This is a genomic window from Micromonospora sp. NPDC047548 (genome assembly GCF_040642975.1).
Classification (GTDB): Bacteria; Actinomycetota; Actinomycetes; order Mycobacteriales; family Micromonosporaceae; genus Micromonospora.
The window spans coordinates 1-26376 of record NZ_JBEYTI010000040.1 but is presented as its reverse complement, the minus strand read 5'-3'; the positions used below and the strand labels follow the sequence as shown (position 1 = coordinate 26376).

Here is a 26376-nt window from a genome sequence, read left to right as displayed (position 1 = left end):
AGCAGCGTCCAGTCTCAGGGTGTCCACATCTCAGGGGGAAGCCCAGTCGACGCCTCGCCGCTGGCTGCGGTCACCTCCTGCTGCGACCAGTCGGATCCGCGCCGCCGCACGTCGACGCCGAGAACCCGCCGGGTCCACGGCCGGACCCGGGCGGTGAGTACGTCGCCGACCCGGCAGCGGTCGGCGATCTCCGCCGGCAGGATCCACGCTCGCGTCCGGTCGAGGCGTCCATCGTCGACGGCCAGATGGTAGAGGCTCGGGATACGACGCCGACTGGTGTCGCTGCCGACCTCGCGCGTCTGCCACACCTGGTGCCACAACACTTCGCCGGTGATCGTCGCCGGCGCGACGGCGTCGAGCAGCACCCGCACCCCGGTGTAGACCGCGTACCCGAGCAGCGCGAGCCCGACCACGGTGAACCCGACGGTTACCACATCCGCGTCGAACAACCTGTGCCACAGGTCCCTGGGCGAGGCGAAGGTCCAGCCGATGAGGGCGGCGATGGCCACCCGGAAGACAATCCAGCCGAGCCGCTGCCCGTAGCGGGGCAGCATGCGGGGATAGGTCACGCTGACCTGCCGCCACCCCCCGGTGTAGGACGACCAGATCCGCTTGCGGTCCGCCATCCCGAGGTCGATGACCTGACTCGCCACCCGGGTGACGCCGAGCGCGGCGCCGTAGGGCAGATACCGGCCCCAGACGGCCACCGCCGCGGGCGGGAGATCGGCGAACGACTCGTGCGCGGCCAGCCAGGCGCGTACGCCCAGCCAGCGGGCCGCGACCGCCCGACCGGCTGCGGTGTCGCGCTCGCCACCGACCTTCGCCGCGACGCCGCACAGGGCTGCGGTGACGACCAGGAACAATCCGGGAACAGCGCCGAAGTCACCGTTGTCGCGGTGCAGGTAGTGCGCCGCTCCGGTGGTGACGCCGGCGGCGGCGAAGCCGGCGAGCACGGACAGGGCGGTCACGATGGCCGGCGAGAACCGCCGCCGGGACAGGCCTGACCGGCGGGCGTCGGCGATCACGGCGAGCCGGAATCGGCGGGTCCAGGTAGCGGAGCGGCTGGCATCGGCGAAGCCCAGCGCGGTCAACGGGACCACGCCACCGACCGCGCGCTCCACGACGCGGTCGAAAACCTGCTTCTCGTACGCGGTCAGTTGCGCCGGAGGCCCGCCAGTGACGTGCACCGTGGTGTGCCGCGGATCCGCGCCGGCCTGGCGCAGCTCGAGGTGGCCGCGCGCGGCCAGGTCCAACAACGTGGACTCCGCCGCGTCGACGGTGAACTCCCACCGGTTGGCCAGCAGGCTCACCACGGCCGGCGGCTCCGCGCCGGGCAGGTCCATCATGGCCGGGCCGGCGGGTACCGCGGCGGGACGGGTCAGCACCCGGGCGCCGGCGTACGCGGCCAGCCACAGCGCCAGGCTCACTGCCGGCAGACCCAACTCCACCATCAGGTTGATCATTGTGTCACCCGATCCCGCGCCGTCCGGTCAGAACCGGACCGACACGTCCGCACGCTCGTCACCCGCCGCCTCGAAGTACGGCTCGATGTGGAAGCCGCCGATGCTGGCGATGACGTTGGTCGGCACCGACTGCACCGCCGCGTTGAGCGACTGCACGGCGCTGTTGTAGAACTGCCGCGCGTAGGCGATCCTGTCCTCGGTGCCGGACAGTTCGGACTGCAGGGCCAGGAAATTCTCGTTGGCCTTGAGCTGCGGATACGCTTCGGCGAGGGCGAACAGCCGGCCCAACGCCTGGGTCAGCACGCTCTCCGCGCCGGCCTGCTCCTGCGGGCCCCGGCCGGCGCTGCCCGCCGCGGCGGACCGGGCCGCGACGACCGCCTCCAGAGTGCCGCGCTCGTGCGCCGCGTAGCCCTTGACCGTCTCCACCAGGTTGGGGATCAGCGAGCGCCGCCGCTTGAGCTGCACGTCGACCTGCGCCCAGGACGCTTGTACCTGGGTACGCAACCGGACCAGCCGGTTGTAGGCGGCTACCGCCCAGCCGATCACCACCACAACGATCAACACCGGCACAGCCAGCACGGCCAGAAGCAGGATCCCTGAGCTCACCGATGCCACCCTTCGCCCAACACCTATCGGGGGATCGACCCGTAGGCAAGCATCGTTGATCAGGTACCGGTGCGGTGCAACGCACTGTCACCGATCCGACGGCAGCATGCGTGCCGACTCATCATGCATAGGGAAACACCGGATTCGGCGGCGGCCCCGAGGGCCTAGCGTTTGGCACATGACGACACATCCGTTCCTGACGGAACGCGACAGCGGCCACGATGGCACGCCTGGTTACGGTGTGGTTCGACGCCTGCTCGGCGGCATCGCGGCACTGATGTGCCTCGTCGTACTGGCCGCCGGATGCGGCAAGGCCGGTTCCGGCGGGTCCGGTGCGGCCGGCAGTCAGTACGGGTACGCCCCAAAGCCGGACGGGTCGGTGGTCTATCAGCCGGACGTTGTGCTCGTATCTGGCGGCAGCAATGTCATCCGCTCGGTGAGCGAGGACGGGTTCACCTACGTGATCGATGGCGACGCCAAGGGTGTAGCCGACCTTGCGCCCGGTAAGATCATGTTCGCCACGAACGAGGCACTTGGCCGGGTGGCGAAGGTTGAGCCGGCGGGCGGCGACAAGGCCGTCACCCTGGCCCCGGTGGAGTTGACCGATGTGGTGCGGGACGGCCATTTCAAGATTGATCAGGCGCTGGATCTCGAGTCGCAGACCTTCAGCCCGCTCCCCGATCTGCTCGGGGAGGTCGTCAACGGGGCCCCGGCCGGGACGACGCCGGTCATGCCGGATGCCGCGAAGGCAACCGGACTGGGTTTGAACGCCATCAGGTCGACCGATTTCCGGCTCGCCGCGCCGCCAATCATCCTCGCCCCGGCGCGCGGGCCAGGGCCCGACCCGGCGGCCAGGAGCATCCAGCGCAAGGTCGGCGACTGGGACGTGTCGGCGTACAAGGACAACTCGAAGCTGGGGTTGTCCGCAGAGCACTCGACGGCTGCGGCGCGCCTCAAGGTCGACTTCGATATCCAGCTGCTCGTCAAGAACCTGCGTGTCTGGGGAGACATCCGGGTGACGAACGGCGTCGTTCCGCACCCGGCGTTCCGCATCGACGGGGTCCAGGGACTGGCCATTACAATCGCCGCCGGCGCGGAGGGCGGGCTGAGCGACAACAAGAAGGCGAAGATCGAGTTTCCCATCGAGGTCAAGCAGCCCATCATCATCGGGGGCTTCCCCGCGACCCTCAAGCAGACGTTCAAGTTCCTCGTCGAAACGGCGTTCACGGCGAAGAACGGCAACCTGAAGGCCACCGGCCAATGGGGGCTCGACGGCCCTATCGGGTACGTCGGCTCATCCCTCCTGACGCCTACCTTCTCGGTGAAGAAGAGCATCGTGGAGTCGCTGCGCGGCGTGTCGATCGGCGTCGAGGCCATCGTCGTGGCGGCGGAGTTCCGCTTCGGATTCATGATCGGCCTGCCGGTCGCGGGCGCCGGGCCGTTCGTCGGTGTCGTGGCCTCGATCGGATTGACCAACGGCTCGGCGGCCGGCCGGGTGGGACTGCCACTGGCCGGACCAGCCGTGAAATGCCGGGGATCCACGCTCGTCCTGACCGTGCGAGCCGGTGAAGGCATCAATATGTCAGAACCGCTGGCCAAGGCGATCGAGAGGGTACTGAAGGTCAGCATCCCGAAGGAGGCGGACTTCCTCAAGAAGGACATCGTCAACCGGACCGTCGTCGAGCCGGACGTGCCCCTGTGCCGGGGCTGAGTTGATCCGGTGATGTCCCGGCGTACGCGGCGAGTCCTCCCCCGGCCTTCCAGCCCTGCGGGATCGGCGACCGTTGGCCGGAGACCTGCGGAATACTCGCCCCGTGTGACCCGCCGCCCGCTACGCGTTCGCCGGGCTCGCCGGCTCCGGCTGTGCCTGCGACCCACCGGCCGGCCGCTCGTCGCCGTGGCCCGGCCACCACGCCCGGTGCCCGATCAGAGCGGTCAGGGCGGGGACGAAGAACATCGACATGACGAACGCCGACAGCACGATGCCGATCGCCACCGCGAAGCCCATCTGCTGCAGGAACGAGATCGGCGCGAGCATCAGCACCCCGAACGTCCCGGCAAGGATCAGCCCCGCCGCCGCGACTGTCGGGCCGGCGTGTTCCACTCCGATTGCGGCGGCCTCGTGCGGCTCATTGCCCTCCCGCGCCTCCTCACGCAGTCGGGCGATCATCAGGATGTTGTAGTCGGTCCCGATCGCCACCACGAAGAGGTAGAGGATGATCGGCAGCTGGAAGGTGACCCCGGGCTTGTCCTGCAGCCCTTGGAAGAGATAGACCGTGGCGCCCAGCGTGGCGGCGAAGTTGAGCAGCACCGCTATCACGAGGTAGATCGGCGCGACCAGGCTGCGCAGCAGCAGCGCGAGGATAAGCGCGATCAGGGCGGCCGCCACCGGCAGGATCACCGACAGGTCGCGGTTGTTCGCCGAGTTGATGTCCGCGAATATCGCGGTGGGTCCGCCGACCACCGCCCGGGTGCCGGGCGGGGCCGCCGCGTGCAGGGCGTCGCGCAGTTCCTCGCGGACGAGCGTGATCGCCTCGTTGGAGACCGGGTTTTCATTGAGCAACAGGTTGACCCGGGCCACACTCGGGTCGCTGCTTTGCTCCGGGGGCTGCGCCCGGCCCACTCCCGGGGCGCCCGCCGCGGCCGCCGCGAAGTCGCTGACCTGTCGCTCGGTCAGCGCTGACCCGTCGCCGGTAGTCAGGTAGACCTCGGTCGGGGCGAGCGCACCGGCGGCGAACCCGCGCTGCATGTCCGCGGCGGCCTTCGCCGACTCGGTGTCCTGCGGGAAGCCGGCGCTGAAGTCGTAGTCGGCCTTGTAGGTCAACACGCCTGCGGCGAGCGCGACCAGCAGGGCGCCGGATGCCGCCGCGACGAGCGCCGGACGGCGCCCGATGATGGTCCCGAGACGGCGCGACACAGTGGCCCTAGGGGCACGCCGCCACGCATTGGAGGGCCAGAAGACGTATCGGCCGAGCAACGAGACGACCGCCGGGATGAGCGTGAGCGAGGTGACCAGCATGACGCCGACGGCGATCGCGAGCGCCGGGCCGAGTGAGCCGAAGAAGCCAAGGGAAGCGAGGAGCAGCACGAGGAACGCGACGATGACCGCTCCGGCGGCCGACGTGACGACCTCGCCGACCCGCTCGACGGAGACCATCATCGCCGTACGCTTGTCGTCACCGGCACGCAGCCGCTCGCGATAGCGGAAGAGCAGGAACAGAATGTAGTCGGTGCCGATGCCGAACAGCACGATCAGCAGCACCGTCTGCAGATCCTGACTCACATTGAGATCGAACGCCTCACCCGCCGCGGCGACGAGCCCGCTCGTGACGGCCATGACAACGCCGATGACCACCACGGGCAGCAGCGCGGCGATGGGGCTGCGGAAGATGATCAGGATCAGCCCGATGATCAGGATGATCGTCGCGATGCCGACCACGGCAAATGCCTTGTTGAAGGTGTCCTCGTTGTCGACGAAGCTCGCTACGTCGCCGGCCACACCCGCGGTCAGCCCGCTGCCCGCCAGCTCCGGACCGATAGCCACCCGCAGATCGCGTACGGCGTCGAGCAGCGCCGGGTCGTCCGGGGTTACCGCATCAAGCCCGACGTTCACCACCTGCACCGACCTGTCCGCCGCCACGGCCTGCGGGCCGGTGAGGTAGCCGGAGGTGCGCAAGATGTTCCTGGCCTTGAGCGACTGGGCGAGCTGGCCCACCGTCGCCTCGTCGGCCGGCGTGAGCGACTGCCCGTCGGCGCGCTTGACCACGATGGTCGCCGTCGCTGTGGCCTGCTGCGGAAACGCCTTCTTCCCGAGTTCGATGGCCTGCACGGACTCGTACGAGCGGGGCAGGAAGCTGCCCTGATCGGCGGAGGTGATGTCGCTCAGCGACGGTGTGGCGAGGATGATGGCGGTTGCCGCGAGCACCCAGCCGACAATCACCCACCACGCCCGGACTACAACGAATCTACCCAGCCGCTCGAACATGGTTCCCCCGAGTGTTCGGCACACCGACATCTGGGGCCCAGGGCGCCCATCGGCGCCCCTCACCCTGCGGGCAGCCTTCGCCACCCCTTGTGCATCCTAACCTCGACCAGCGCTCCTATCTCGACGTTCTGACCTGGACACGCGCCCGCGCCTGGCCATTGCGGCGGCCCCCGGCCCTTCCGCGCCTCCTCCCCGGCGTTGCTGCGGAGGCCCGAATGGGGACGGCGGCAGGGCCGGACCGCGAGCAGATCCCAGGCCCGGCGGTCCGTCGGGCGCCAGTCCTCAAGTACGATCCCCGAGATGGGCGACCTTGGTGCTCGCGTACCGATGGACCACGAAGCCTACGAGCAGCACGTCCGCTCCGGCCGCTGCTTCATCTGCGCCTTCCTCGCAGGCGAGGATGGCTACAGGGCAGCTGACTCCATCGGGGCCGCCGAAGAGGTCACCGAGAGCCGATCTACCTCATGCTGGATTGCCACCGCGCCAGCCAGGTTGAGCATGCGCGACCATGCCTCGTCAGTGCGGGCGAACCCTCACTGACGAGGCAATGATCACCGGATGTGCGGCTTGGCGCACGGCACGACTACTGCTCGACGACCGTGATCGTCGCCGTGCGGTAGTTGTTGCGCGTGTCGTTGTTCGTCGGGTCGTAGTTCTGCTCGATGTTGCCGGCGGTGTCGACCGAGAACCAGCGGAACGTCGTGGTCCCGGTCACGTGGAACGCCTGCCCCGGCTCACGGAACTCGGTCGCCGCGTAGCGCGGCGACTCGAGCGTGGGCCGGCTGCCGTCCGTGGTGTAGTAGATGGTGGCCGGCTCGCTCGTCTCGAAGTGCACGTCGACGGACCCGGTGTACTTCCCGGCGCCGGGAACGAGCTTGGACGTCGGCTTCTTGTTGTCCTTGCCCCAGTCCGCCGCGACCCGGAACATCTCCATGATCCCGTTGGCGTACTCCATCGTCTCGGCGTGGCCGCTGACGAGCTCCGGGTTACCCACCCACGCCGGCTGGAACGAGCCGCCCTGCCAGTTACCGGTGGCCGGGTTGTAGATCGAGCCGCCGACCTCCCAGCCGAAGGCGTAGATCCCGTAGGTGTGGTACAGATCCTCGCGCACGTTGCCCGCGGAGGAGTAGAGGACGTCGGACGAGCCGCCGACGTTCTCCGGCGTGACGACGGTCTGCCGGTGCGCCTTGACCTGCGACAGGATCCGGGCGGCCGACTGCCAGTAGAACGCCTCGTCACCCAGCGGCGGGCGCGGCGTGGTGATCCGCCCGTCCGCGATGTAGGCGCCTGGCTGCCAGAACAGCTGGCCGCCGTTGGAGTGCACCGACATCATGAACTTGATGTTCCGGTACTTTTCGACCAGCCAGATGATGTTCTTCGACTCCGGCTCGGACAGCTTCTCCGGCCCCTGGTAGGTGTCGCTGACGCAGCTGGTCGACCCGCCCGAGTAGCCGTCGTGGGCCGACCCGACCCGGTAGTTCCGGTTCAGGTCGACGCCCCAGGAGTTACGCCGGGCCGGATCGGCGTTGTCGTCCGGGCAGTGGTTCGTCATGTTCCGGCGCTGCGAGGCGAAGTTGTAGAAGCTGTAGTTCGCCCCATCGGGGTTGTTGGACAGGATGAGGAAGACGTCGGTGTTGTCGACGATCTTCTTCGTCTCCCAGTCGGACTTGTAGTTGTGCACCAGACGCTCGGCCGACTCCAGCGAGGTCGTCGCGGGCACCCACTCGCGGGCGTGGTCCTGCGCCTGGATCAGGACGCCTGGGTTCCTGCCGTCGCGGTGCTTGCCGATCCGCAGCACGGGAATCGTGGCCGAGCCGCGCGGCACCTCGCCCTCCGGTGCGCCGGCGCGCTTCTGGTCGAGGAAGTCGGTCAGCGCGACCGGGCCGGACGTCGACGCGACGATGCCGGTGCCCGCGTTGGTGCGGTACGGGTGCGCCCGGTCAATCAGGCCCTGGGAATGGGTCCGCAGCGCCGCCGCCACCTGAGCGGCCGTACTCGCGAGCCCACCGGAGGCGTCCTTCGCGAGGAGGACACGGACCGCCTTGCCCACCACCTCGACCGCAAGCGGGAGGTTTGCCCCCGGCCGGTCCACGAACTCGACGGTGATGTCGTTGCCACCCTCGTGGCCCCACGCCGCCGAGCTGACCACGACCGCAGCCTGCCCGGTACCGCCGATCGTGGCTTCCGCCTTGCGCTGGTAGCCGTTCGTCTTGTTCGGCAGGTAGACGATCTCGGCGATGTCCGGGTACTGGCGGGCGATCTCCTCGGCGCGGCTGTAGAGCTGCTGCGGGTGCTTGTAGCCGTCGACGAAGTTCCACTTGTAGGCCGGGTTCGCCGTCAGCGGCGGCGCACCGTCCTCCAGCCAGTTGGAGACAAAGCCGGTGGCGACGCCGCCGGTCGAGCTCGTGACCCGGATCTGGTTCGGGCGTGCGTCGAGCTTGAACAGGTTCCGGTGGAACATGTACTGCCCGGAGTCAACGAACCGGCTCATCGTCCGGGCGAAGCCGAACGACTGGCCCGGGCCCGAGTCGTTCTCGAGCTGCATGGTGACGATCGGGTTCGTCTGCTGCCCTTCGGTGGTACGGGCCTCGACGTAGAGGAAACCCTGGCCCTTTGTGGTGAACCAGTCGGCGCGGGCGATCCGTACCGTCTCCTCGTGGCTGAACGGCTGGACAGCCTTTGCGCCGAAGGCTTGGATGCGGCTGTCGGTCTCGTCGCTCCATGCGAAGCTCTCGTCGTCGCCGAGGATCTTGACGCCCATCGCCTCGAGTTCGGCGATCTGCTCGGCGGTCACCACCGCCTCGCCTTCGATGCCGGTCGGCACGCGCTTGAGGCCGTGCTCGATGTCGAAGCCGGCGGCGACGACCTTGTCCAGCATGTCGGCGCCGGTCAGCTGGATGCGTACGAGGCGTGCCAGCTCCGGATTCTCGAGGTGGGATCGCCCCGAGCCCGCCGTGGCTGTCGACTCCGCGGGTTCCGCGCCTGCGGGCGCAGGCGCGGTCCCCATGAGGACGCTCCCCACCAGGGCGGGCAGCGCGAGAAGCGCGATGCGCAGTTGTGTGCGTCGCATCTCCCCTCCTTCTGCTTGTGGCGTGTGGTTGAGGTGGTGGCCGACCCTTGTGTGGGTCGGCCGTTGCATTCAGGACGGTCGTACTGAGCTCGCTACCGGGCTGCCTGGGTACGACGATGGTCGCCGTCGTGAAAACGTTCGGGAGGGCCGTGAGCGAGCTGGGTGCGGCTGGGCGTTCGCGCGTGGGCAGAGGGTCGGAAGGCCGGGAGCGCGACCGCCGTGATCAGGAAGCGGGCCCTCCCTCCACCCTGGCCTCACGACAGCCTTCAATTCGCCCGAGCCCCTCTTCGAGCAACGTCTTACCTGGACACGGGTCTCCGGCAGGGCGGCCGCGCAATCGGATGCGGAGAGACTAACGGCGTCAGTGAACCTGAATGGATCTTGGCGTGCGCAGTTGAGAAAATCTTGAGCTTCGCCGCGCCCCGTCGGTCGCAGCCGGCGGCGAAAGGCGCGACCGGGTGCCGGGTCTGCCCATGGGTGCGGACGACTACGGCACCAGACCCTGCTTCATCCCAAACCGGATAACCGTCGTCGCGCTGTCAGTGACGCCCAGTGACGAGTGGGTGCTCGGCGGGCGCTCGTACGACGAGCGTCCCTCACGTCCCGGCCTGTCCGGCCGGCTCCGGGTGGGTCGTGTGGCTCCTGGCTGTGGGCCAACGTCCGACCGCTGTGCCCCGCCCACATGCCGGGCGAGGATCGCGACACACGTGGGCACGGCGTGGGCGCCGGGCCGGCCTCCACCGTCGTCCGCCCAGGTACGGCGGCCGCACACCCGTCGTCAACGCGCTGCACGTGGTACGAATGCCCTCTAATCTGGGAGAAAGATGGCAGAACGGGCGAGCCGATGACGACCACGCGCGGTGCGAAGCTGCTGCGAAGACCCGGGGATCCGCGACCGGGAAACTTCCTGGACCTGTTCTTCGACCTCGTGTTTGTCGTCGCGCTCGCCCAGCTCTCGCACGGGCTGACCGAGGATCTCAGGTGGAGCGGCGCCTTCCGCACGCTGGTACTGCTGGTGGCCATGTGGTGGGTCTGGGCCGTCACAGCGTGGATAACCGACCTGTATGACCCGCGACGGCCGGCGATACAGCTGCTGGTCACCGCGACCATGCTCGGCACCTTGGTGATGGTGGTCGCGCTGCCCGACGCGTTCGGCGAGCGAGGTCTGGCCTTCGCCGGCGCATACGTCACCATCCACATCGGTCGCCAACTCTTCCTCGCCCTCGCCCTGCGTGGCCACGAGTTGCAACGCAGAAGCATGCGGCTGCTGTTCTGGTTCAGCGTGTCGGCGGTGCCGTGGATCGCGGGTGCCCTCGTGCCGGGTACGGCGCGCGGGGCCCTGTGGACGCTGGCGGTTGCGGTGGACTACACGAGCGGCATGCTCCGCTACCCGACGCCGGGGCTGGGTCGCTCGCCCAAAACGGAGTACCCGATTCTGGCCGAGCACCTGGCCGAGCGAATCCGGCAGCTCTTCATCATCGCGCTCGGCGAGCTGATCCTGGTCACCGCGTCGACCCTCAGCGACAGCGGCTTCGCGGCTGATCGGACGACAGCGTTCGTGGTGTCGTTCGCCGGCACGGCGCTCTTCTGGCGGATCTACGTCCACCGGGCCGGGGAACTGCTACCCGCCGCCATCGCTGCCGCCCGCGACCCGGACCGCCTTGCCCGATCGGCGTTCGTCGCCCACCTGGTCATGCTGGCCGGCATCGTCGCCAGCTCCGTCGGCAACGAACTCGTCATCGCCCATCCGCTCGGGCACACCCAACCAGCCTGGGTCGCCGTCATCCTCGGCGGACCCGCGCTGTTCCTGGCCGGTCGTGCCGGCTTCGAATTCGCCGTCTTCGCCCGCGTGTCCCGAGATCAGCCGATCGGCGTCCTCGTGCTGGCCGCCCTGACACCGCCGATGCTCCTCATGCCGCCCCTACTCGCGGCCATCGCCGCCATCGCAGTCCTCACCGCGATCGCCATCGCCGACGCGGCCCGCACCCGCGGGCGCCCACCCGAGCCGCCGTCACCGCCCGGCTAGTGCGGTGTCCACCAACGTTCACCGGGTACCCGGTGGTTGTTGTGGATCCTCGCGAGTGGCCGGTCGGACGAGTTCAACGCGTGGCGCGAGGGCACCCGCAAGTTCATTAAGGAGCTTACGGCTCGCCCAGCGCTGCTTTGCTGACAATTTCCCAGCGCACCAGGCTGCCACCCTCCGGCGGGTCGTCGGGCGTGACGATGCTTCGAACACTGCCGAGGATCTGCCAGGAGGGCATGTCGTAACCGCAGCTGAGCCCGTCGCGGCCGTAGATCAACGGCGTTGGTGCCACCGACCAGGTTATGGCGTCAGTGCTACGCGCGATGCCGACCACCGTCTTGGTGTCCGTACGACCGCACTCTCCGCTGGCGCCCGAGAATGCCTCGAAGACGATGTACCAGTAGCCGTCGGGCCCGCGAGTCATGTCCGCCCTACCTACTCCAAAGTTGGCCCAGTCCGGCGTCGGCGACAGGTTGATCTTCTGACGGGCGCCGGTGTATTCACCAGCCAGCGCGTCGAGCCAAATTGCCCCGCGCATCTGCTTCAGACGCCCAGTCGCGTCGTGCCCGTGGAACGTCAGGAGGTAGCCGGTCCCATCCTTTTCGATATCGGGCGTCCCGACCTCATCGTCCCACGCACCGACCGCTCCAGGTCGAAGCAGGAGCATGCTGTTCGACCAGTTGCGCCCGTCGGTGCTGGTGACGTATCGAATGGAGTGCAGGCTCCGTCCCTGCCCGGGAGCGACGTAGTTCGGGTCGTGGTCACGCTGCTCAAACACCATTACGAGGCGGGATCCGTCGGCGATGACGTCGGGTGCGTACACCCAGGTGCTGTTGACGCTGTCGTCAAAGCTGCAACTCTGGCCCTGCTGCACCGTCTGCAGGGCAGGCAACGGACGTCCTCCGTTCACCGGTGTCCAGGTGGCTCCGCTGTCGCTCGAAGTCGCCATCGCCACGCCTTGCGGAATGGAGCAGGTGGTCCCCGCCGGGCTGATGAAGGTCCGGTAATACATGAGGTACTGGCCGTTCCAGATGACCGAGGTGCTCTCGGCGTGACCGCCGATGGCGTCGGGAAACGGGGACCCACTCGGCTGGGCGAGGGTTGCGGTCCCGCTGAATAGATCGGCCGCCGCGGCCGTCTGCCCGTTGTTCGTCAGATCCGGGTCGGACATGGCTTCAAGTTTGGGCCACGCCGCCCCGAAGTTGATGTCGAACGGGCTCGCACCGGTGATTCGTCCTATGATCATCGCAGCAGAAAGGGCAATGAGCAGGACAGCGGCCAAACCTCGCATCTTCTTGGTCATGTCTCTCCACGTCGCTTCGGACGTATGGGGGCATTCTCGGACGACCGGGTCAAGGCCAGCGCTTCCATCCGTCGTTTTCGCGCCGGCCGTCGGCCTTCCGGTATGGCGGCAGCATAGTGCTCATACGCCCAAAACTGCGACCGCGCCATTTCACGCAGGCACGTCCAAACGGCGATTCAATTTGTGCAAAATCGGCAGGCGGAAGCAGGTGTTGAGGTATGGCCCGCAACCCGGGTAAAGCAGTCAGCGACCCTCAAAGGTGAGCGGGTAGCCAGCATGGAGGTGCAAACTGCCCGTTCTGACCGCGCTCCTGCCCGACCACGCCGCGCTGTCGCAGGCTTTCCTGGCCGCACGCCTCGGTGGCGGCGCCGCCCTGACCGTCGGTCGCCCCCAACACCAAGGTCTGCGCACCGGCCATCGAAATGCACCCCTCCTCGAAGCTAACGCGGCAACCGGTCGCCGCCGCGCTCGCCCGGTTCCTTCCCGCCTCGCCGTGGAGGGTCGTCATGGCTGCCTGGCGCGCTGGCCACCTCGTCCAGGCCTACAGCCGGAAGCGCGGTCAACGTGAGGGCCGCCGGTACGGACGCAGTTTCACGATCAGAGCCGGCTACGTGTCCGCCCGTCCCGACATCGCTGACCGGAGGGTCAGTGGCCGGCGCAGCGACAGCGACAGCACCGGGCCGCGCGCTCGTCGGCACCGGGCCGGACGGCGATGTCGACATACGGCCTAGGGTGGGCGGCATGGCAAGCCCTGCCCCCGTCGCCGACGGCTCCGCGGCCCAGAATCCGCTCACCCTGCTCACGCTGGACGAACTCCGGCAGCGCACCAGCGTGAAGTGGCGCATGCACCCGCCCGACGTGCTCCCCCTCTGGGTCGCGGAGATGGACGTACCCCTCGCTCCCTCCGTGGCCGACGCGCTCCGCCGCGCGATCGACCTCGGTGACACCGGATACGCGCACGGGACGGCGTACGCCGAGGCGCTCAGCGACTTCGCCGCCCGGCGCTGGGGCTGGCACAACTTCCGTGTCGACCACGCCACGGTCGTACCCGACGTGATGATGGGCGTCGTCGAGGTACTCCGGCTCGTGACCGACCCCGGAGACGCGGTGGTGGTCTGCTCCCCCGTCTACCCGCCCTTCTACGCCTTCGTCAGCCATGCCGACCGGCAGGTGATCGAGGCCCCACTCGGACCCGACCAGCGCATGGACCTCGCCGCTCTCGACGAGGCCTTCCGCCGGGCCCGGGCCTGCGGCCGCCGGCCGGCGTTCCTGATATGCAACCCGCACAACCCGACCGGCGTCGTCCACCGCCGTGACGAGCTCGAGGCCGTCGCCGAACTGGCGTGCCGGCACGGCCTGCGGGTGATCTCCGACGAGATCCACGCCCCCCTGGTGCTCCCCGGGGCGCACTTCACCCCGTACCTCACGGTGGCCGGCGCCGAGAACGCGTTCGCCCTGATCTCCGCCTCGAAGGCGTGGAACCTCGCCGGCCTCAAGGCGGCCCTCGCGGTCGCCGGGCCGCAGGCCGCCGTCGACCTCAACCGCATGCCGGAAGAGGTCAGCCACGGGCCCAGCCACCTGGGCGTCATCGCGCACACCGCCGCGTTCCGCGCCGGCGGGCAGTGGCTCGACCTCCTCCTCGACGGCCTCGACACCAACCGCTCGCTGCTGGAAACGCTGCTGGCAAAGCACCTGCCGTCCGTCAGGTACCACCGGCCCGAGGGCACCTACCTCGCCTGGCTGGACTGCACGGCGCTGGGCATCGACACCGGACAGTCGGACGGCGAACCCGGCGTGGCCAGCGACGTCGACGGGCCCGCAAAGATGTTCCTGGATCGCGCACGGGTCGCTCTCAGCTCCGGGCACGTCTTCGGCACCGGCGGGGCGGGCTTCGTCCGGCTCAACTTCGCCACCTCGCCCGCGATCCTCACCGACGCCGTCGCCCGCATGGGCCGGGCAGTCGACACGCATCGCCCGTCGGCGGGATGAGCCCTCGGTCCCAGGTGCCGCGAACCAGTGACCTCTTCGGTGTGAACTCTCGGCAGGGCGGTCGGATCGGGTGTCATGCGAGGTCGTCCGGCCTGCTGGGGTCGCTTCGAGTCGGGTTCGGTGGGTGGGGTTGCTGTACTTCGCTGCTGTACCGCTGCTCGACGAGGAACCGCCCGAAGTGGGCTCGCATCCGTAGCCAGTGCTGGCGGTCGTCACAGGGGTGGAGTCGGCCGCACCGGCACAGGCTTAGGGCCGACTCGGCGTGTTTGGCCAGCAGGATGTCCGCATGGGCCACCTGCGCCTTGGCGTACTCGCGGAAGGCTGCTGAGGTGTAGAGGGCTCCCATCGGTCACCGCCCCGTCCTGGGGGTGTGGCGGCGATGCCAGAGGGCTTCGGCGACGGCGTCCGCGGGGTCGATGTCCCCGGCCGCCAGGCGCTCGCGGGTGACGGCGATCCAGGGCGGCGAGGCGGGGGTGGCTTCGCCGCAGGCGGTTCGCATCCCTTCCTGGGCGAGCTGGGCCAGCCGGCAGGGGTCGCGTTGGTTCGTGTGCCAGCAGCCAGCGACCACGCAGAAGCCGGCGCTGTCGGGCCGGTGGGCCTCCCAGAGGGCGCGGGCCAGTCGCCACAGCAGGCGGTGCTGGCACTCGGCGGGCGGCTCCACGGGCGGGTTCTCGACATCGAAGGACATGCGCCGACCATCCCGTCCGTCGACGGGCCGCTCCATGGCCAGCAGTCATGTCACGGTGACATGGGACGGCTCGACCAGCGCAAACGGTCGCCCTAGGCTGTCGGCCTGAACACCTTGAGTAGTCGGAACGCGACGCTGGGAGCCGCCGTGCTGCTCGATCCGCTCGATCCACTGCGAATACCGGAGGATGCGTGGTCGCACGGCGAGGTACTGACCGCCTTGGCCGCCCGCGACATCGGCGGCCTGTTCCGCTGGATCACCCGTCTCACCGGAGCGAGTCAGAGCCGGATCGGGGCCGCCGTCGGGCTGGAACAGGGCTACGTCAGCCGGATCATGGCCGGACGCAAGGTCACCTCGATCGACGTCCTGGAGCGAATCGCCGACGGATGCCGGATGCCCGACCAGGCGCGGATCACGATGGGCCTGGCACCCCGACAGGCCGCGCCGCCGGCCGACCCCGGCCGGCTCACCCCCAGTCGACCCAGCGAGCTGCCGGTCAACCGGACCTGGCAAGACGACGTACGTAGTGCCGCAGAGCTTTGGCGAGGTGACGTGAACCGTCGAGACGTACTCCGGCAGGTGGCCTTCAGCTCCGCCGGCTACACCCTGCCGGCGCTGCGCTGGTTTACCGCACCCGACCCGGCCCCGGTCACCCAACCCGGACGCAGCACGGTCGGTCAACCGGAGATTGACACCATCCGCGCGATGACCGCTACCTACCGCCGGCTAGACAACCAGTACGGCGGCGGGCACGCCCGCGACACCGTCGCCCGCTACCTCCACCAGGAGGTGACCCCGCTGCTCACCGACGGCCGGTACGACCACCCCACCGGTCAACGGCTGCTCAGCGCCGCCGCCGAACTGGCCCAACTCGCCGGATGGCAGGCATACGACACGGCCGAACACGGCATCGCCCAGCGGTACCTCACCCTCGCCCTAGACTTCGCCCACGCCGCCGGAGACGACGGCCTCGGCGCGGAGATCCTCGCCGCGATGAGCCACCAGGCCACCTACCTCGGCCACACCACCACCGGCCTCGACCTAGCCCGCGCCGCCGGCCAGACCGCCCGCCGCGCCGGGATTACCGTCCTGACCGCCGAAGCCCACGTCATGGAAGCCCACGCCCTGGCCAAAGCCAACGACGAACGGGCCTGCGCCGCCGCCCTGCACCAGGCAGAACAAGCCCTCGACCGGGCCGACCGCAGCACCGACCCACAATGGCTCAGCTACTTCGACGAGGCATACCTGTCGGCCAAGTTCGGACACTGCTTCCACGCCCTCGGCCGCAACACCCACGCCGAACGCTTCGCCGCCCGATCCCTACGCATGGACAACCGCTACGTACGCGGCAAAGCCTTCAACCTCGCACTACTCGCCAGCGTCCACGCCCAACAGGGCGAACCCGACCAGGCCTGCACCATCGGCGCAGAAGCCCTGACCCTCACCACCCAACTACGATCCGCCAGAGCCGTCCGCTACCTCCGCGACCTGCAAACCCAACTCGCCCCACACCGGCGACTACCCACCGTCCAGCACTTCACCGGCCGCATCGACGCCACCCTCGGCCCCCGACGCTGACCATCACAGCTCCCCCCGAACCCTCCGCGCCACCAGCTCCAGCACCGCAATCACCGTGCCAGCACCGACGATCTCACCCCGGGACACCAGCCCGTACGCCTCGTCGAGCGGAATCCAGGCGACCTGCTCTGCCTCGTTCACGTCCACGGGCGTACCAATGTGCTCAGCCTGCCGGGCCAGGAAGAGCAAGTTCTCAGCGTCGGCAGTACCGACCCACGGTTGGAAGGACAGCAACGGCTCCACCCCCTGAGGCCGCCAGCCCGTCTCCTCCTCGACCTCCCGCACCGCACACACCGCCGGAAGCTCCTCGCCATCGACGTAGCCACCGGGCAACTCCCACACCCACCGGTCGAACACGAACCGATGCCGCCGCATCAACAACAGCCGCTCCCGATCATCGAGTACGGCAACCATGGCCGACCGGGGAGCCCGGATCACGTACTGCTCGAAACGCACCCCGTCCGGCAACTCCACCTCGGCGATGCTCAGCCGCGCCCGCCTGGTGTCGTCCACCACCCGCTCGCCGTGAACAGTCCACCGGGTCAACTCCGTCGCCTGCTTCTCCACCACCCCGCCAGTATCCGCGCCGAACCCACACCACGCCGTAGGCGGCACCTCTTGGGCGCATCTCCCGATGCGAGGCCCCAGACGAACACCCGACGCCGATCCCCGTCGGGGGGATGCGGACTCAAGCTGTCGGCTGGTGCCAGCTGGTGACGACCCGCGTCGACGAGCAAGTGCCGGGCGTCGTCTGTTCACGTTCGGGGTCGACCCGCACCGATGCTCTCGCTGCCTTCTTGCTGCCTCGCTGCCTGACGCCTCGCTTACAAGGCGCGTCCGGCGATCGTCACGGCGTCCGCCGTCGTTCGGGACGTCCGCGACCTCCCCCTCATCCGTCCGCTAGTGTTCGCCGGCGGTCGGCTCCGTTGATGTCAGCTGCGGATGTCAGGCAAAGCGTGACCCCCACAATGCCAGGGGGATCTCTCGAACTTTCCTGCTCTGGCGTGGCGCTGACCTGCGGCCAGCCAACCACTCTCTCCGTCAGTGCCCGTCAATCCCTGGCATGACCTGTCGACCTGGCACAGGTCTGGCACGTCCTACGGGTCGCGCGGCACCAACGACCTCTTCGGCAGCCCACACCGGCAGGAGTCGGCACAGGAGCGGTCAGCCTCGCCGGTCCTGCTCAACAGGTCCGCCCAGATACGGCGCTGTCCGGGTCAGGAAAGCCGGCGGGAGTGGGCGGAGAGCAACGACCGCAGCGGTGCCAGGCCCGCCGCATCAAGCCCCCGCTTCGGCAGTACGAGCACTGCCCCGCCGCGCCGCTCCGACGCAAGCAGGACGAACGATCGATCCGTCTCCACGTGCAGCGGGTACTGAGCCCAACTTGTCGTCGATTGTCCGGCGGCGCTGCTGAGATACACCCCGGTGTCGGTAACCGTGGCCTGCATGGGCTGGGACAGCGCAGGATTGCCGCGCATGATCTGCCGAACAGGAAGCCGGTAGATCCAGCGGGAGCCGCCGAAGAGCCGGCGCAGCAGCAGGCTGAACCCGACGACGACGGGCACCACCACGACGAACACGACGACGGCACCTACCACAGCGGTGCCCGCCGCCACATTCCCAGACACCGCAGAGGAAACGAAGACGACAGCGAGCAAGCCGACCGTCAGTAGGGCGCTCAGCCACCGCAGATACCAGGGACGCGGAATGCTGCGGTTCTGGGCGGCAAAGCCGTCCAGTAGATCGTCCGACGTGAGGGTGTAGTGCAGCTGCACGGGATGAGCCGTGACGTTCTCCGAGGGCATGACCGAGAAGCGTACTCACCGCCGCGCATCCCTGTGGTCATCATTGGTCGCCTCGGTCTGCCTTGACGGGCTGGTGACGGCCTGGACCTGGTCCTCATCGTCGATGCGCGGTGAGGCAGCTCCACCCCACCTCCTGTCAAGGGTCAGGACGAAGTCCTGTCCGATGGCCTTAGGTTTTCCTTGTGGGCGGACAGCAGAATTCCGTGCTGACGGTCAGGTGATCTCCGGTGGGGGTTAGGTCAAGGCTTTCACTCCCTTGCCGGTGAGGGCTTGCTGGAGGCGGTGTGAGTCGCCTTCGGTGGTGATCAGGTGGGCGTGGTGCAGGAGCCGGTCCACCGTTGCGGTCGCGAGGGTCTTGGGCATGATCGTGTCGAAGCCGGATGGGTGGATGTTGCTGGTCACGGCGATCGAGCGGCGTTCGTAGGCGGCGTCGACGATGCGGTAGAACGCTTCGGCGGCGTCCTGACCGGCGGGCAGCATTCCGATGTCGTCGACCACGATCAGGTCGCTGCGGCAGATCCGGGTGATGGTGCGGGCGGTCGAGCCGTCGGCTTTGGCCCGGCCGATCGTGGCGGTGAGTGTTTCGAGGGTGAACCAGGCGACGCGTAGGTCGGCCTCGATCGCCTGCTGTGCGAGGGCTTCGACGAAGTGGGACTTGCCGGTGCCCGACGGGCCGGCCACGGCCAGGTTTTCGGCTCGGCTGATCCATTCCAGGGTGGACAACGCTTGCTGGGTGGGCGTGGGGATGGACGACTCGTCGGGCCGCCAGGTGCCGAATGTTTTGCCGGTGGGGAAGTTCGCGGTCTTGCGGCGCATCCGTCGGGTGGCGGCGTCGCGGCCGATGACCTCTTCGTTGATCAGCACCCGGAGGACTTCGGCGGGGTCCCACCGTTGGGCCTTGGCGGTGGCGATCACGTCGGGCGCGGCGGCGCGCAGGTAGGGCAGCCGCATCCGGCGCAGAAGTTTGTCCAGGTCGTCGGGCAGGGCCGGGGCGGGGCGGGTCACCGGTGGGCCTTTCTGAGTCGGCGGTGAAGGGACAGGGCGCTCTGTTCGACGGTGGCGGCCAGGCCGGCCGCGGCGAGGTGGCCGTGGCCGCTGCCGTCGAGGAAGCCGGCCAGGTCCGCGTGGGCGTCGTCGTCGGCGTGACGTAGCCAGTCCTCGATCAGGTCGAGCAGCCGGGCCAGGTCTGCGGCCTCGTCGAGGTCGAGGACCACGCCCGCGTCGGCGGATGTCGGGGTGGACTGGGCCGGGGTGGGGGGTGTGGGGGTCATCGGCCGAACCTTTCCCAGGAGGCGGTGCCGGGTTGCGCGGAGTAGGTCTCGTCGACGCGGACCAGGTCACCGGGCTCGCCTCGGGTGGCGAGGTGGTCCAGGATCGAGCCGAGGTCGTGTTCGTCGAACCGGCCGGCCGCCGCGGCCAGGCCGAGGGCCTGGTCGACCGTGCCGGTGCCGAGGATGGTGGCGAACTCGACGGCGCGGGCCATCTTCGCCCGGACCCGGCTGGTGCCGGTCGCGGCGGCCTCGATCAGCCAGGCGTGGGCGCCGTCGCCGATGGCCAGGAAATCGGCCTCGGCTTTCGTGCGGGCCCGTGGGCGAGGCGGACGCGGGTGGTTGCCGCCCGGGTGGTGCGGGTAGTGCGCATCGATGATGCGCGGATTACCCGGCGTGGACAGCTGATGCCGGGCGATCTCGGCCGTGCCCGTCGCAGTCATGGCGACGATCACCAGTTCGGTGCCCACGGCACGGCACCACACCCTCGTGCCGACATGTCCGGGCGGCGTGGAGTACCGCACCGACCCGAACCGGACCGTCTGATCCTCGCTGACCAGGCGTTCCTCGCCCAGCGCCGCCGTGTGCGGGTCGGCGGGCAGCACGTGCAGATGGCCGCGTTCGACCGCGAGCCGATCCACCGGCGCGGCGCCGGTCTCACGATGAACGCGGGCGTTGATGTGCTCGCACCACTGCTCGCATGCGGCGCTCAGCTCGGCGAACGTCGCATACGCGCCGCGCAGGTTCGCGTCCGTGGGCACCAGATCCGCCTTGGCGATCTTCACCGTGGCCTCGACCCCGCCCTTGGACTCGGGGTCGAACGGCTCGCACGACTGGACCGTCGTGCCGTAGTGCCGTGCGGCCGCGACGACCGTCGGGTGTCTGACCGCCACCCCGGCGACGTGCTCGACGGTGACCGTCTTCGCGTTGTCGCCCAGCAGATACGCCGGCACACCCCCGACCTGGCGCAGGGTCGCATCCAGGCAGGCGATCAACGAGCCCATCGTCTGGTCGTAAACCGGGATCACCACCCGGAACCGTGACCACGCCAGCCAGGCGCAGAACAGATACGTCTTGCGGCCGGCGACCCGGGGCCCGTCACCCCAGTCGAACTGCAGCCAGAGCCCAGGCTCGGCCAGCCAGGGCCGATACGCACGCCGCCGCCCGGCCCGCCACGCGACCTTGACCTGACGCACCGCCCGCCGGGTCGTGCGTTCCGTGCCGGTGAACCCCATCGCCAGCAGGCGTTCATGCACCTTGTCCGCGCGGATCTTCGCCTTCGACGCCTCCACGAGCTCTTCCACTTTCGGCATGAACACGTCGATCAGCTTCGGCCGCGGCGCCGTCCGGACCAGCAATGGATCTCCGCCGCCGGCATCGCGCAGCGCCACATACCGGCGCACCGTCTTCGCATCACACCCCGCCAGCTGCGCCGCGGAATGCGGACACCTGGTCAGGTCGTACGACTCCAGGATCTCCATGATCTCCCTGTCAGACTTGGTCACGGTCTCTCCGGTCGGTCGGTTGCAAGGTCAGCAACCCGCAGCCAACCGGCCGGAGAGATCCACTTTCACGTGGCCGAGACGGAGATCACCTGACCGCCCAGCAGGAATTCTGCTGTCCGCGAGCAGGGACTCAACTGTCCGTCAACAAGGATTTTTCAGTGTCCGCTAGCACCTCCGACCCCTCGTTTGTAAGTTCTGGGCAGCCTGCCGACCGCGTCCATCCCCGGCCGGCCCTTCCCGGTCCAACCCGCCAAGAGCACGTGATCGTGCGCCGTCGTCCGTCGACGTTGCTACAGGCGCTGCTACACCGGGCATCCCCTGGACCAGCGGATTAAGAGGCACACAACGAGGGATGGCCGTCTTCGTGTCGCCCTGGCTGTCGTGACGGCCGAGTCCAGTCTGTGGCTGGGGCAACACGCCTCGGGTGCTGTCGCCGCAACCTTTGCAGGTGTGGGCGCGGATCGAGCATGAGCTTCCGCCTGCGCAGCAACCCGCCGGAGCACAGCCGGATGCGCCCGCTCGCCTGCCTGACCACTCTCAGTCGCTGTCGCCGCCTCTCGTTTCTTGCCGCTCCTCGCGCCACAACTCGTGTCCCCGCATCAGCCACCCAGCCCAGAAGACAGCGAACAGGATCAGGAAGCACGCGAACAGCACGATGGCGAGGACCGCCGCGATCGGCTGGAACCGCCCCCCATCGCCGTTCCATCCGCTCACCGCGAGTACTCCGAGGGCGGCACATATGATCATGACGATCAAGAGGCTCGGCCGGTCAACTGGGTGAGGCTTACGGGGCAGACGCAACTCCGGCTCCTTCGTCACTGGCCCAAGAGACGTCCAACCACGGCCGCCTCCCGACCGTCGCATCGTTGCAGCACCGTGCCCGAGATCCAAGACCCAGAATCCGGCGTACAGGTCGACTCGTCCGTCGCCCACCAGGTCAGCCGCCAACAAGTGGTGGCTGGCCTGCTGGTTCTTCGGGTGCTGCTGGTCGTCGTCGGTCATCTTTGGTCGTCATTTGACGGCCCGACGGCGGCCCAGACGGCCCAGCGACGGCCCGGTGAATTTCCCCGCACGTTCGGGCACGCCGACTTAGGTACCCGTGGCGGTCGGATGCCAACGCTGGGGGCTCGCGCGGCTGAACGTCTTGGTACTCGCTGCGCGGCAGAGCGGGCGCGCCGCAGCGGGTCGCCGGGGGATACGATCCCACCCGTGAACTGGCGTCAATTTATAGCGGCCCTCATCCAAACGTTGGTATGGCCCCTGACCGCCATCATCATCGTCCTCCTGTTTCGCAGCAAGATCAATACGCTGCTTAACCAGCCGCTCACGAAGCTAAGGGCTGGGCCGGTTGAGGCTGAGTGGGATATCGGCATCCGAGAAGCCCAGGAGGCGATCGCCCCGGAGCAGCCGGCTGACCTTGGCGCAGCGCGAGAGCCGGAGCCTGAACGGGTGCCGGAGCCGGAGCCTGAGCCGGAGCCTGAACGGGAGCCGGAGCCTGAACGGGAGCCGGAGCCTGAGCCTGAGCCTGAGCCGGAGCCTGAACGGGAGCCGGAGCCTGAGCCTGAGCCCCGACAAGAGGGCAAGCCAGAGGTCGTCACCGAACGAAAACCCGAGCCCGCTCATCGGCGAGGCCGCCCTCGCGAATTCGGCATGCTGATGACCTCCTCGGGCAAACTCAGGCAACACGCGTCTGAGCTACTGAATGAGTTCAAGAAGGTATCGAAGACCTCCCCCCAAAGCGCAGTATTGATGGGTTTCTCCCTTCTCGAACAGACGCTGGAAGACTTCGCCTATGCAGCCCGAGTTCGTCCACTTGAAGCTGGCGGCAATTCGGTCCTTGCAATTACACGCCAACTTGCAAGTAAGGGTCTGATTGGCTCAGGTGTCACAGTTGCAATCGATAGGTTGCGCCATCTAAGAAACTCCGCCCTGCACTCTCCAAATGAGATAAGTTCTCTGGACGCCCAGGACTACCTCGCGGTCCTTTCGAGTACCGTCCTTACCCTTTTACATCCGGCAACTATCTATGAGGCGATGGTTGCCGACATGCTCACATATCTAAGGTTCGAGGTAGGCCGACCTCGCGCGGACTCTGGTGTAGATCTACTTGTGGCGTCGCCCGAGGGTCGTGCGGGCATCATTGTCAAGTATCGCGAGCGCGGGAAGTTTACGATCACAGATATAGCGGAGGCGCTTGACGCTGCGAAATCGTTCGACTCGGGCTGCGTAATTGTGACGAATATTCCGTTCTCCAACGCCGCAGCATTTTTTGAGGAAGACGCCAGATACGTGAAACATCCCACGGAGCTCGTCACCTGGTATGGGTTCGGGGACAACAATGCACTGAGACACGCCGTCAACAATGCATTTAGCGGAAACGAGGACGGATAACAAGAACCTACTTGTAGCCATCACTGATGCTCCTATGGATGTCAACCGGCTCTCACGCTGGCGGAGTACGACTGTTTCGTCCCGAAAGAATGATCAGCCGTCGACGAGCTGGGCGAGTAGCCGGGGTGAGCTGCCGGAACAGTCCACCGTCGTCCGTGGGCGTCCGGCGTCGGCCGCCCCGGTCGTCACCCAGTTGGTCACCCAGCCCGAGGGTCAGACGTTGAAGCGAAACTTAGAGCCGCTAGCCCGCCACCAGCGCGCGTCGACGGCTCCCGCGAGCTGTACCCCGCCGACCGCATCCGCCTCGGGCGATAGCAGTGCGGCCTACGCCGTCTCATCTTCGCGCACGGTGAGGCACCGGCGGCGGTCGAACCACTCACGCTTTACCAGACACCTGCCCGGCAACACTGATAGCCGTTGCGGCAAGTGCGGACACGATAGCCACGACAGCGCCGAGAGTCGTCAATGCCTCTCTCGGCGACGCCCAGAGCCCGCGGTTCATCTGCCGCCAGGCATGCGGAACGATGGTCATCCTGAGCTTCTGCCACTTGCGCTGCCGCTTGCTGCATCCGAGCAAGAGGCCAGAAGAGTTGTTCCGGCACAGGGACCCGTCACGGTTGACTGCGCAGCACCAAACCGGGGCTTGAAACAGGAAGAACGCCGTCACCAACAACGACAACACAAGCAGCGCCACCGGGCCGGCGGCGCGTGTCCACCAAGCCGTGATGAGGATGACGAACGCCAGATAGCCCCAGTATCGTCCCAGACCCTTCATGAGCGTCGAACGTAGTGGAGTGGAAGCCCAGCGTTACGGGCCTCTGTCCGGCACCCGACAGCATCGCCTGGACGTCGGCCATGGTCCGGTACGGTACTTCGGTCGGCCTTAGGCCGATAACCAGCAAGTCCGTGATGGAACAATGTGTGGCTTTTGGAGCGGAAGTGGCAAAGCGCGCGTTTATCAGCTTCGACTATGATCACGACGTCACTCTGAAGGAGTTTCTCGTCGGCCAGGCAAAGTTGCCCGATTCGCCCTTCGAGATTCACGACTGGTCAATCAAGATTGCATCAGCCGATTGGGAGGAGAGGGCGCGGAAGCGGATACGAGCGAGCGACGTGGTTCCAGTAATTTGCGGCCTCCACACCGACACGGCTGTCGGCGTCTCCAAAGAGGTCCAGATTGCGCGCGACGAAGGTATCCCCTACTTCCTGCTTCAGGGCTACAAGGACGGTGCTGCCAAGAAGCCAAGGGCTGCCGAGTCGACGGATAAGATCTACAAGTGGACTTGGGATAACTTGAAGCGACTTATCGGCGGGGCTCGTTGACGGAGCCACATCGTGTAACTGATCCGATAGTTGTGGATCTCTACAAGATGGCGGCCGAAATGGCGGATCGCATTTCTGTACGGCGTGCCACCTCCAATGCCTTCTTCTTGACGGCGCAGACGACATTCGTGGCGGTTCTAGGGATCGCCATGCCCTCCCTATCGGCAGCCCCGCTATGGATAGTCGTGGCGATAGGTGCTGCCGGGCTCATCCTGTCTGCATCCTGGTGGCTTCAGCTCCGCAGTTACCGCGAACTAAACTCAGCCAAATTTCGCGTCATCAGTACCCTTGAAGAACAGCTACCCGTGAGGGTTTTCGCGGATGAGTGGGAAATTCTGAAGCAGGACCCCATCAAGAAATGGCGCCCAAGGTATGCAGAGCTAGGCGCCATCGAACGAACGGTTCCTTGGCTCTTCTCCTGCCTATACCTGCTCCTAGTCGTCGGGAGAATTGCCGGATGACGGATTACTTGAGCAATGACGCCTTGTTGATACGGTCGCAAGTTGACGAATCGCTAGTTCCCCCCGACTCCAGCGACCTGTTCTTGATATATGCCGTTCTCTTGCGGGCCAAGGGTGAAACCGTGACAGCGCCGGATGTTCACGATGCTTGGGTGGCCTGGATGCACATTCGAGGAGTTTCCCATGATTCCTCGATCCCATTCGATGACCTCGACGAAGAAACCCAGGATGAGGATTCTCCTTTCGTCCTAGCTATTCGACGTGCCGCAGCACTGAGGTGATCTCAGCAACGCAAAAGTGTTGATTGGTGCGACACGGACGAGCCGGACGATCCGGGTGCTGCTGGAAATGGGCGTGGAGCCCACGGTAGATGAGTTCTCACCACAAGATCCATCAACCCGAGGACTCCACGTGATCGCATATCGTGCCATGGTCGACGTTCCCAGGGAACTCGTGCAGCACCTCGGCCGGCTGCTCGCCGCTGAACGTCGCGCCCGCGGCACTCGGACCGGGACCCGGGCGTTGACCTGCTTCAAGCAGGCGTTGCTGGTGTTGATCTGGTTCCGCAAGGGCGAGGACGTGGCCCTGCTCGGCGCCGGGTTCGGGATCTCCCGGGCCACCGCCTACCGCTACCTGCACGAAGGCATCACCGTGCTCGCCGGCCAAGCGCAGGATCTGCACACCGCGCTGCGGCGGGTCGCCGCCGACGGCTGGTCGTACGTGATCCTGGACGGGAAGCTGTTCGACTGCGACCGGGTGGCCGAGACCACCATCAGCGTCAAGGGCGACACGATTGACGCGTGGTATTCCGGCAAGCACCGGGGGCGGATTCAAGTGATCATGGCGACACTGCGTTCCTTACCAAATCGCTGAACACTTCGATCGGTTTGAGCCAGTTCAACGTTTCACGCGGTCTGC

Annotated in this window: 20 protein-coding genes and 1 pseudogene; 9 read left to right on the top strand and 12 right to left on the bottom strand. The window is 67.5% G+C overall.

Going from position 1 to position 26376, the window contains the following annotated elements:
• Positions 1 to 14 precede the first annotated feature (14 nt).
• Positions 15 to 1463 (bottom strand): hypothetical protein, encoded by a 1449-nt coding sequence (locus ABZ807_RS27195; protein ID WP_357163783.1) that lies wholly within the window; start codon positions 1461 to 1463, stop codon positions 15 to 17.
• Between the two features lie 27 nt (positions 1464 to 1490).
• Entirely contained in the window at positions 1491 to 2069 is a 579-nt protein-coding gene (locus ABZ807_RS27190; RefSeq protein ID WP_357163780.1) for a LemA family protein, read from the bottom strand.
• Positions 2070 to 2247: 178 nt separating this feature from the next.
• Between ABZ807_RS27190 and ABZ807_RS27185 the strand changes: the two genes are divergently transcribed.
• Positions 2248 to 3780: a hypothetical protein gene (locus tag ABZ807_RS27185; protein ID WP_357163777.1), complete on the top strand. Its 1533-nt coding sequence runs from the start codon at positions 2248 to 2250 to the stop codon at positions 3778 to 3780.
• 120 nt (positions 3781 to 3900) lie between these two features.
• On the opposite strand, the gene ABZ807_RS27180 is transcribed toward ABZ807_RS27185, so the two are convergent.
• Positions 3901 to 6054 carry an MMPL family transporter gene (locus ABZ807_RS27180; RefSeq protein WP_357163774.1) on the bottom strand — a complete coding sequence of 718 codons (2154 nt, stop codon included), beginning with the start codon at positions 6052 to 6054 and terminating at the stop codon, positions 3901 to 3903.
• Between the two features lie 583 nt (positions 6055 to 6637).
• On the bottom strand, positions 6638 to 9124 hold the full coding sequence (locus ABZ807_RS27175) for a M14 family zinc carboxypeptidase (RefSeq protein WP_357163771.1): 2487 nt from the start codon (positions 9122 to 9124) through the stop codon (positions 6638 to 6640).
• Between the two features lie 844 nt (positions 9125 to 9968).
• On the opposite strand from ABZ807_RS27175, the gene ABZ807_RS27170 reads away from it, so the two are divergent.
• Complete coding sequence (locus ABZ807_RS27170; RefSeq protein WP_357163768.1) at positions 9969 to 11150, top strand: low temperature requirement protein A; 1182 nt, start codon at positions 9969 to 9971, stop codon at positions 11148 to 11150.
• A gap of 115 nt (positions 11151 to 11265) precedes the next feature.
• Here ABZ807_RS27170 and ABZ807_RS27165 read toward each other — a convergent pair whose 3' ends face one another.
• Positions 11266 to 12450: a hypothetical protein gene (locus ABZ807_RS27165; RefSeq protein WP_357163765.1), complete on the bottom strand. Its 1185-nt coding sequence runs from the start codon at positions 12448 to 12450 to the stop codon at positions 11266 to 11268.
• Positions 12451 to 13191: 741 nt separating this feature from the next.
• Here ABZ807_RS27165 and ABZ807_RS27160 point away from each other — a divergent pair.
• Entirely contained in the window at positions 13192 to 14439 is a 1248-nt protein-coding gene (locus ABZ807_RS27160; protein WP_357163762.1) for a MalY/PatB family protein, read from the top strand.
• Positions 14440 to 14788: 349 nt separating this feature from the next.
• Here ABZ807_RS27160 and ABZ807_RS27155 read toward each other — a convergent pair whose 3' ends face one another.
• Complete coding sequence (locus ABZ807_RS27155) at positions 14789 to 15163, bottom strand: hypothetical protein (RefSeq protein ID WP_357163759.1); 375 nt, start codon at positions 15161 to 15163, stop codon at positions 14789 to 14791.
• Positions 15164 to 15277: 114 nt separating this feature from the next.
• On the opposite strand from ABZ807_RS27155, the gene ABZ807_RS27150 reads away from it, so the two are divergent.
• Entirely contained in the window at positions 15278 to 16705 is a 1428-nt protein-coding gene (locus ABZ807_RS27150) for a helix-turn-helix domain-containing protein (RefSeq protein WP_357163848.1), read from the top strand.
• Positions 16706 to 16708: 3 nt separating this feature from the next.
• Here ABZ807_RS27150 and ABZ807_RS27145 read toward each other — a convergent pair whose 3' ends face one another.
• The 5 genes and pseudogenes from ABZ807_RS27145 to ABZ807_RS27125 form a co-directional block, all read right to left on the bottom strand.
• Entirely contained in the window at positions 16709 to 17275 is a 567-nt protein-coding gene (locus ABZ807_RS27145; protein WP_357163756.1) for an NUDIX hydrolase, read from the bottom strand.
• Between the two features lie 647 nt (positions 17276 to 17922).
• Positions 17923 to 18510 carry a YcxB family protein gene (locus ABZ807_RS27140; protein WP_357163753.1) on the bottom strand — a complete coding sequence of 196 codons (588 nt, stop codon included), beginning with the start codon at positions 18508 to 18510 and terminating at the stop codon, positions 17923 to 17925.
• A gap of 234 nt (positions 18511 to 18744) precedes the next feature.
• Positions 18745 to 19515, bottom strand: coding sequence for an IS21-like element helper ATPase IstB (gene istB, locus ABZ807_RS27135; RefSeq protein WP_357163750.1), 771 nt, complete (start codon positions 19513 to 19515; stop codon positions 18745 to 18747).
• Between the two features lie 233 nt (positions 19516 to 19748).
• Positions 19749 to 21259: pseudogene (gene istA, locus ABZ807_RS27130) on the bottom strand (IS21 family transposase); the annotation flags it as partial.
• Between the two features lie 561 nt (positions 21260 to 21820).
• Positions 21821 to 22285 (bottom strand): hypothetical protein, encoded by a 465-nt coding sequence (locus ABZ807_RS27125; protein ID WP_357163747.1) that lies wholly within the window; start codon positions 22283 to 22285, stop codon positions 21821 to 21823.
• Between the two features lie 207 nt (positions 22286 to 22492).
• On the opposite strand from ABZ807_RS27125, the gene ABZ807_RS27120 reads away from it, so the two are divergent.
• The gene (locus ABZ807_RS27120) at positions 22493 to 23674 is read left to right on the top strand and encodes a hypothetical protein (RefSeq protein WP_357163744.1); all 1182 of its coding nucleotides are present in this window, start codon (positions 22493 to 22495) and stop codon (positions 23672 to 23674) included.
• A gap of 376 nt (positions 23675 to 24050) precedes the next feature.
• Here ABZ807_RS27120 and ABZ807_RS27115 read toward each other — a convergent pair whose 3' ends face one another.
• A complete protein-coding gene (locus tag ABZ807_RS27115) occupies positions 24051 to 24449 on the bottom strand; it encodes a hypothetical protein (protein WP_357163741.1) in 399 nt (132 codons plus the stop codon).
• 164 nt (positions 24450 to 24613) lie between these two features.
• Between ABZ807_RS27115 and ABZ807_RS27110 the strand changes: the two genes are divergently transcribed.
• The 4 genes from ABZ807_RS27110 to ABZ807_RS27095 all read left to right on the top strand — a co-directional run bounded on the left by ABZ807_RS27110 (position 24614) and on the right by ABZ807_RS27095 (position 26331).
• On the top strand, positions 24614 to 24997 hold the full coding sequence (locus tag ABZ807_RS27110; RefSeq protein WP_357163738.1) for a hypothetical protein: 384 nt from the start codon (positions 24614 to 24616) through the stop codon (positions 24995 to 24997).
• 32 nt (positions 24998 to 25029) lie between these two features.
• The gene (locus ABZ807_RS27105) at positions 25030 to 25458 is read left to right on the top strand and encodes a hypothetical protein (protein ID WP_357163735.1); all 429 of its coding nucleotides are present in this window, start codon (positions 25030 to 25032) and stop codon (positions 25456 to 25458) included.
• Positions 25455 to 25739: a hypothetical protein gene (locus tag ABZ807_RS27100; protein WP_357163732.1), complete on the top strand. Its 285-nt coding sequence runs from the start codon at positions 25455 to 25457 to the stop codon at positions 25737 to 25739. Before ABZ807_RS27105 ends, ABZ807_RS27100 begins: the two co-directional genes overlap by 4 nt.
• A 130-nt stretch (positions 25740 to 25869) precedes the next feature.
• Positions 25870 to 26331, top strand: a complete 462-nt coding sequence (locus tag ABZ807_RS27095) for a transposase family protein (protein ID WP_357163729.1) — start codon at positions 25870 to 25872, stop codon at positions 26329 to 26331.
• Positions 26332 to 26376: the final 45 nt, after the last annotated feature.